Source organism: Alicyclobacillus fodiniaquatilis (genome assembly GCF_042678105.1).
In the GTDB taxonomy this organism is placed as follows: domain Bacteria; phylum Bacillota; class Bacilli; order Alicyclobacillales; family Alicyclobacillaceae; genus Alicyclobacillus; species Alicyclobacillus fodiniaquatilis.
In genome coordinates, this window is sequence record NZ_JBHUCX010000089.1 from 55,207 (window position 1) to 62,154 (window position 6,948).

General features: G+C 50.3%; 6 protein-coding genes and 1 pseudogene. All 7 read right to left on the reverse strand.

Annotated elements, in window-relative coordinates; translation table 11 throughout:
• Positions 1–34 precede the first annotated feature (34 nt).
• Positions 35–973, reverse strand: a complete 939-nt coding sequence (locus ACFSB2_RS21370) for a sugar phosphate isomerase/epimerase family protein (RefSeq protein ID WP_377945139.1) — start codon at positions 971–973, stop codon at positions 35–37.
• Between the two features lie 47 nt (positions 974–1,020).
• Complete coding sequence (locus tag ACFSB2_RS21375) at positions 1,021–2,079, reverse strand: M24 family metallopeptidase (protein WP_377945140.1); 1,059 nt, start codon at positions 2,077–2,079, stop codon at positions 1,021–1,023.
• A gap of 64 nt (positions 2,080–2,143) precedes the next feature.
• The gene (locus ACFSB2_RS21380) at positions 2,144–2,887 is read right to left on the reverse strand and encodes a sugar phosphate isomerase/epimerase family protein (protein WP_377945141.1); all 744 of its coding nucleotides are present in this window, start codon (positions 2,885–2,887) and stop codon (positions 2,144–2,146) included.
• Between the two features lie 212 nt (positions 2,888–3,099).
• Positions 3,100–3,879 (reverse strand): glucose 1-dehydrogenase, encoded by a 780-nt coding sequence (locus ACFSB2_RS21385; RefSeq protein WP_377945142.1) that lies wholly within the window; start codon positions 3,877–3,879, stop codon positions 3,100–3,102.
• A gap of 56 nt (positions 3,880–3,935) precedes the next feature.
• The gene (locus ACFSB2_RS21390) at positions 3,936–6,395 is read right to left on the reverse strand and encodes a GH116 family glycosyl-hydrolase (RefSeq protein WP_377945143.1); all 2,460 of its coding nucleotides are present in this window, start codon (positions 6,393–6,395) and stop codon (positions 3,936–3,938) included.
• A gap of 126 nt (positions 6,396–6,521) precedes the next feature.
• Positions 6,522–6,719 carry a DUF2961 domain-containing protein gene (locus ACFSB2_RS21395; protein ID WP_377945144.1) on the reverse strand — a complete coding sequence of 66 codons (198 nt, stop codon included), beginning with the start codon at positions 6,717–6,719 and terminating at the stop codon, positions 6,522–6,524.
• Positions 6,701–6,948 (reverse strand): annotated as a pseudogene (locus tag ACFSB2_RS21400) (hypothetical protein); the annotation flags it as partial. The pseudogene ACFSB2_RS21400 and the gene ACFSB2_RS21395, both read right to left, overlap by 19 nt.

Genomic DNA, 6,948 nt, shown 5'->3' on the forward strand with positions numbered 1-6,948 from the left:
CTTCAATCAAACGCGAAACAAGTGTTAACAGTCATCAGTAGCTCTGGCGCACTGTTTTTTGTTCTTTCAACTCTGAATAATCCCCAGATGGCGGACGCATGGCAACCAAGGGCGCCAAATACGCCAAAGTGAGTTCCAAGCCAGTTTGAACAGCATCTGTCGATGAAGAAAAGAAGGGATCTTCCTGTTCAATCAACAGAGGACCTTTGTACCCGACATCGACAAGCGCCGTGATAAACCCGCGCCAATTGACATCCCCCTGTCCAGCGATTCTATGTCGCCAGAATTCCCCATCCAATAGTCCGTGTGTCCTTTGCACCGACGGCAGCACTTCTGAATCCTTTGCTTGCGCCAAATGAATCTTGTCCTTGAACGTGTACACTGCGTCTATGTAATCAATGCCCTGCCATACGAGATGGGATGGATCAAGGTTCAAACCAAAATACGGAGAGTTCAATTTATCGAAGATCCGCTCCCATATTGCCGGGCTAGTCGCAATGTTGAAACGCGGTGGCCATTCGTGATACATCGGACAATTTTCCAGCAACAATTTCACGCCATGCTGTTCAGCGTATTCTATGAAAGGAGGGAAAATATCTGTGAGCAGTGCGAGGTTTTCATCAAAAGATTTACTCGGATCTCGCCCGGTGAACGTGGAAACCGATGTCGCACCCAACTGTTTCGCGGCGCGAATCAGCGTTTTCAACTCACTGGCCGCTTGCTCCCTGTTGGCGGCATCTGGATGAAGAAAGTTCAATGCGCCATACATAATGTCATGAATTTGGATATGATGCTTTTCCGCAGCCGCCAAAATGGTCTCTACATTGCCATCCGCGACTGCTTTCCAGTCGATATATGGATATCTGGGTCCCCCATACAGTTCGGCGTCACGGAGATTGTGATCTGACATCCATTGAAATGTTTGATTGAGATCCCAATCCATCAAACAACTGTGGTATAGGCCTACATCCATGCTTGCCACCGCCTTTATGGTATGATGTGTGCGATTTCAAAAGATGATCAGATGACGAAGATACCTGGGCGTTTTATGACACCTGAAGCGGATGTACATTCAACCATCGGCCAATTCCCTGACGGAGCCGCCAAGATTTTCCCACCATTCTCCGTCACCAAACAGGTATCCTCCGATTTGGTCCCGGCGATGGACGGATTCCAAGCGACGCCCATGCCCGCCTGCAGCGTTTCTGTATCCACTGGCGTAGCCAACCGCACGCGCGTGCGATAACCTGTAATGCCGCCTTGATGATGTTGTTTCCACTCATCAGGATATCCACGCGCTTCATACCCGTTTTTCATCACTGCCAGAACCTGCCCAAGACTGACGCCCGGTTTGGAATGCGCAATGGCGAGCGCATCGATGTAACATGTCGCTTCGTGGCGCGCAATGCGATCTGCTGACGGCTGGCCAAATGACACCGACCTGGTGGCCGAAGCAATCAAGCCCCGTCTCCTTCCACATACCGCAACAATCATGTATTCGTTTACAGGATTGGCCGTCGGCAAAGCATGACGGCGAAGCTTGCTGCGTTCGTCCCCGCCAACCAGCAATACAACTGGTTCAATGCCTTTTTCCCAAAGCTGCCGACTGACAGCGCCCGCGACAGAGAATTCAGTCATCCCCCGCTGCAATTGCGGCAACACAGTCTCCAAACTATGGGTAACTTCACTGGACAGCTGCTCCAAATTCGCTGCCTCATAGTCATCCAAGACCGCCTGTAGTTTCCACAGTCTATCCTTCATTGCATCCTCAGTGATGATTTGTTTTACACTTGGTTCTCCTTCATACCAAAGATACTGCTCGACCTCTACAGGCAGACCTTCCATTTCCTCTTCAAGCAAGCGCATCGCTTCAATGTTATTGACCAGGACAACGACCCGCTCTGGCGTCACCATCACCTTGAAACAAGCTGCATCCGCAGCCATATTCACAAATGAACGCGCCCCGGTCAGCCAACTCGTCGTCACTTGACTGCTCAACATCAATGATTCGGCCTGTAATTCGGCGATCACGTCGCGCAACATCTCGACTTTTCTTGTGAAAGACGCTATCTTATTCACGTCAATCCCCCATCCGAAATGGACTCTCCATTTTTCAAACAGACAAAGTAGTATCGTTTTCGCTTCAAAGACTTGCTGTCTGCGCGCTTAAATATTCAAAACTGATGCGCATGCTCTCCATGGGACGTTTGTTTGTCGTGTCCTGCTCAACGACCAACCACGGCAGATTCATGGCTGAAATCAGCGGCAGCACTTCATCCAGTTGCAGTTCTCCTGTACCTAATTCGGTCCATTCTCCGTCTCGCACATCTTTGATGTGCATATACTTCAACCTATTGCCAAACTGAGATAAGAAATGTTCTACGGTCGTTTCTGAACGCATCACCCATCCTAAATCTGCAGCGAGCCCCAACGCGTCCGCATCGGTATTTTCAACCAGCGTATTGAGCAAGCGACAATCGTCTTGCAATTCCCAATTGTGATTGTGAAAACAGACTTGAATGCCCTTCGCTTTCGCCTCGGCGCCAAAAGCGTTCAAAGTTGCGGCAAACCGTTGGAAATCTTCTACCGTGGAATCATGAGGACTACTGATAAGCAGGTATTGAACACCGAGTTCAGGAAGTAGTTGCAGGACTTGTTGCTGCCGCTCTGGATTATCCACCAACTCCACGATATTGGTGTGCGCAGAGAGAATCACCAGGTCCCTTTCCGCAAGAAATGGTTGAATCGCATCCCGCGCATTTTCCAACGCGCGCAAATTTGTCTCAACACCTTGAAAGCCGAGCGTTTCAACTTCCTTGAGGATGCCAAGATAGTCTGAAAACAGCCTTTCGCTCCCCCATACAATCGTCTGACAAGCAATTTTCATATAAACACCTCATTGTTTGAGTAAGATGAAGTACACGCGATCACGTCTATAAGTAGGAGGTATTACCACCGAATTATATCTACACGCCTAGAGAAAGTCAACACTACGTTTAGAATCGTCTGAATCATCCAACCACGTAGAAACGACGGCTGTTTCCAACCTTCGTTTCTACGTGAACGACTTGAAAACGACTTGAACGCCAACGCCAGCAACTACAAAACCGTATATCCACCGTCGACCACAAACACGCCGCCGGTCGCGTAAGATGAAGCCTCTGATGCCAGATAAACCGCGATGCCCCCTAAATCTTCGGGCACCCCCGGTCTGCCCATGGGCGTCATTTCCATCCATTTGTCTGTCATGCCGCCGCCATTCTCAAAGAATTTCCGCGTCAATTCTGTTTTCATGTACCCCGGCGCAATGGTGTTGACTCGCACCGCGTGATTCGCCCACTCTGCCGCCAAGCTTTTCGTCAGCGCAATAACCGCTGCCTTAGAAGCGTTGTAGGCGCACTGACATTGCGGTGTGTTCACAATGATGCCCGACATCGAAGAAATGTTGATGATGGATCCTCTTTTTTGCAGGATCATGACGCGCCCGACGGCCTGCGACATGAGAAATACGCCGTTTAAATTCACATTGATGACGTCATTCCAATCTTGGTATGACATCTCCTCCGCCTTTGCGTTCCGAACAATGCCCGCATTATTTAATAGAACATCTATTTTGCCAAAAGTGTTTTCCGCTTCTGCGACGACGTGATCGACATCCGCCATTTTCGTCACATCCGCTTGCACAACCAGCACTTGCACGCCTTTTTCTGACCGAATCTCCGCTGCCGCCTGCTCAGCCTTTGCGCCATCCAAATCTGCGATCACGATGTTTGATCCCATCTCTGCAAAAGCCTTCGCCATCGCATTTCCAAGCCCGGTTGCGCCGCCAGTTACGATGGAACAGTAACCTTCCATTTTAAACTTGTCCATGACGGTCATGGTCTAGCTTACCTCCTTCAATTCCTCCAGAAAGTAGTTTGTCTGCGTAGGTTTTGTCACAGGAGAAACGTCTTCCCACAGGCATGAACACGGACACCGCTCATATCGCCGTAATGGACGTCAACACTGCATTCATATTCGCCGCTTGCGGCGTCCCGATGTTGGTGATAAGTGCCCCATCCGCGGCCAGTGCTCCAGAAAGTAGTGAAATCATCACGGTTGATGACGGGATCGAAACGCATCTCTTTCTTTACCATGTCGCAGCTAAATCCACTCAAGGCGATGAGCAGACCCCAACTGGACATGGAGCGAGCGTAGTGGTGGCCACACTCCACCTCGTTCCAAGGATTGCGCCGATACCCATCCTGACGCTCGCGCACCGCCTTCACAATGCTCAATCCTTCATCTATAAATCCTTCATATATCAAATGGGTCGCCACTTGATATTCGATTCCAGTCCAGACCTCATCCGAATAGACGAACGGCAATTTCGGTCTTTCTCCATGCGGCCACGAACAGAGCAGCAGCCCTTTTTCATCATTCAGGACATATGTGCGCTGGCAATTTGCATGACGCGTAAAATCAGTCTTGAAGTTGTACTGGTACACGGCGTGAATGGCCTTTTGCACATGTTCAGGGTCGAGCAGATAACCAAGCCCATACACATGCGCAAGCTGCTGCCCTAATAACTGATCCGACAAACAACCGCGGCCGTATTGATACTTATACTTGTCTACGTCGTCAAGCTGTTGCACGTAGTACTCACCGTTCCAAGACAACTCCTCCAGCCTGCGTGAACTCTTGTCAAAAGCGTCCTCATACGCACGAGCCGAAGTGTCATCTCCCAGATGACTCGCCATTTGAGCGGCTGCTTTCAAAGCGCCGAGCAGAAATGCGCCCGTCAGTGAATTGACGCCATAGAATTCGATATCATAGGTGACGTGCTGCTCATCTTCCAACACAAAATCTCCGTCGTGATCCCACTGTACAAAAGCGAAATCCATCGCTTTTTTGATTTGCGGCCATAACGCCTTTAGGAAAGCGTCATCTCCGGAGAGCTTCCACTCCCGGTACGCCCGCATAATGGTGCCTAACTGCCCGTCGGCCGCAGCAGGCGCGACTTTTCCGCCCCACATCCAAACACAATCAAACATGCGCATCGCTCGGAACGCCATTTTCCCGGAATCATCGACTTCCTCCAAAAATTCAGTGCGTCGCATATTCTGTTCAAGTGTAGGAAATAAAAACGCCAGCGTTTGCGCGTAGTTCCATACGTGTGTACAAGATCCCTCGCAGGAGCCAAGATCATCAAAACAGCCTTCAAAACCGAGAAAACGACCGTCTGCCAACCAAAAACAGGTCGTACTGCGAAGCACGGGCATATTGCCAGCCAACGCATCCACGACATAGCCCGGCAGCGTACTCGAGAATAACGCATCGCGAAAACAAAACGTCTGCTCCCGCAATCTCGCAAAATGAACCAGCAAATATTCGGCAGCCGCCCACGAACTGTCAAAACGCGCCGCGTAACGATTGCGGGCAATCTCCCTGCCAGGCGCTTTTACGCGCACATGCTCATACCAACCGTTGATTCGATTCGGAAAATACCAGGATAAAATAAATACGAACGATTTCGTTTCTCCAGGGGCGATGGTCTCGTACACACCCAGCGACCCCGTATCTGTTTTATGTTCCTCGCTGTTCGTTTCGTAGCCGAGATCTGTCAAACGGCCATCTTCGCAAAAATCGTCCCAAAACTCCTGCAAGAAATCGTACCAGGCGCCACGCAGCCATGCCCGCTTATAGGTCACATTGGGATTGGGTGTCACAAGGCTCATATTGCCGAAATGCAAGTCATGATGGGGATGCTTCGCAGAATGCATGTACAGACCGGACAGGCCATTTTGTTGCCTGAACACATTCAGGTTTTGTCCGCATGGCATCTCTGGATGTAAATTTCCGAACTTGTCGTAGGTGATGCCGCCAACAGGGTTGATAAGCGAACCAACGATGGTGGTTTCCACTGTCGAGTCCGATACATTCGTCACTCGATAGGTCAGATAAGCGCCGGGTATGCCTGAATCGTCAGGGTTGAGCGGAACCAGCGGTGTATATGCCTCCAATTCCACCTGTACTGGCAAATCATCATCTTCGAATTTGATCTCGGCAACCGGGTACTTGCCATCCAATACCGACTTCTTCATTCGCGGCAATCCTGCCGCAGTGATGGGATGGTAACCATGAGAAAGGGCGTGCGGCGCTGTGAGTCTCGACTCCAACACTTTCGCCACTGCTTCTTCATTCTTCTTTTTTGTCCAGATAGAGAAAAAAGTGTTCGGAAGCATCTTTCCTTTTCCCGGCGTGTTGAACAATTCCCAGTCGCGAAACTCGCCCCGTGCGCCGATGGAAACATTCCCCGTTCCGATGCCGCCAAGTAAAAAAGCAGCCTCTGTCGCATCACCCGCAAAAGTTCTCTGTTGGTTGGAAGTATATAACTGGTCAATTGCATCAGTCATGGTCTCTTCCTCCTCGAAGAAATCTCTTTACATACTGCCGTGCCCTCTCACATATGCCCACTGTCAAAACAAAATTCCGCAACCGAGGGTCATATGAAGCCCTCGGTGCGGGAAATTATGTCCGATTCAAATGACTTCCAAACTGTCTTTGTCAGGAAGCAAAGGATATGGATTGTGCGGCTCCGCCTGATACCAGAAAGCGACAGAGGCAATATCGTCCTGCAAAGGCAAGTACCTGCCCCCCGAACGCCAGCCCAGCGCCTGAATTGTGACCTGCAAATCCTCTTCGAAACGAATGGGGTCCATCACATGCCAGCGGTACATGCCAAACCTCTGTTGAGACTGCGATACAAACCATCTGGTTTGAGCACTTGATGAAGCCCGAGATACGCCGTCGAAAATGTGCCATAATGGCCAGTCGGATGTTCAAAGTTCCACGCGCCGCCAAAGTGACCACTCCCCATGCCTAAAGGCAGGGGCTTCTCAGAACACGCATGGCGCAACCCGCCTACGTTATGTCCTGAAGGCTCAGTCCAAGCCAACCAGTAACGCT

Excerpts from the sequence above, each read along its gene's own strand:
- ACFSB2_RS21370 (WP_377945139.1), bottom strand. The coding sequence starts at position 973 with ATGGATGTAGGCCTATACCACAGTTGTTTGATGGATTGGGATCTCAAT.
- ACFSB2_RS21380 (WP_377945141.1), bottom strand. The coding sequence starts at position 2,887 with ATGAAAATTGCTTGTCAGACGATTGTATGGGGGAGCGAAAGGCTGTTT.
- ACFSB2_RS21385 (WP_377945142.1), bottom strand. The coding sequence starts at position 3,879 with ATGACCGTCATGGACAAGTTTAAAATGGAAGGTTACTGTTCCATCGTA.
- ACFSB2_RS21390 (WP_377945143.1), bottom strand. The coding sequence starts at position 6,395 with ATGACTGATGCAATTGACCAGTTATATACTTCCAACCAACAGAGAACT.
- ACFSB2_RS21395 (WP_377945144.1), bottom strand. The coding sequence starts at position 6,719 with ATGTACCGCTGGCATGTGATGGACCCCATTCGTTTCGAAGAGGATTTG.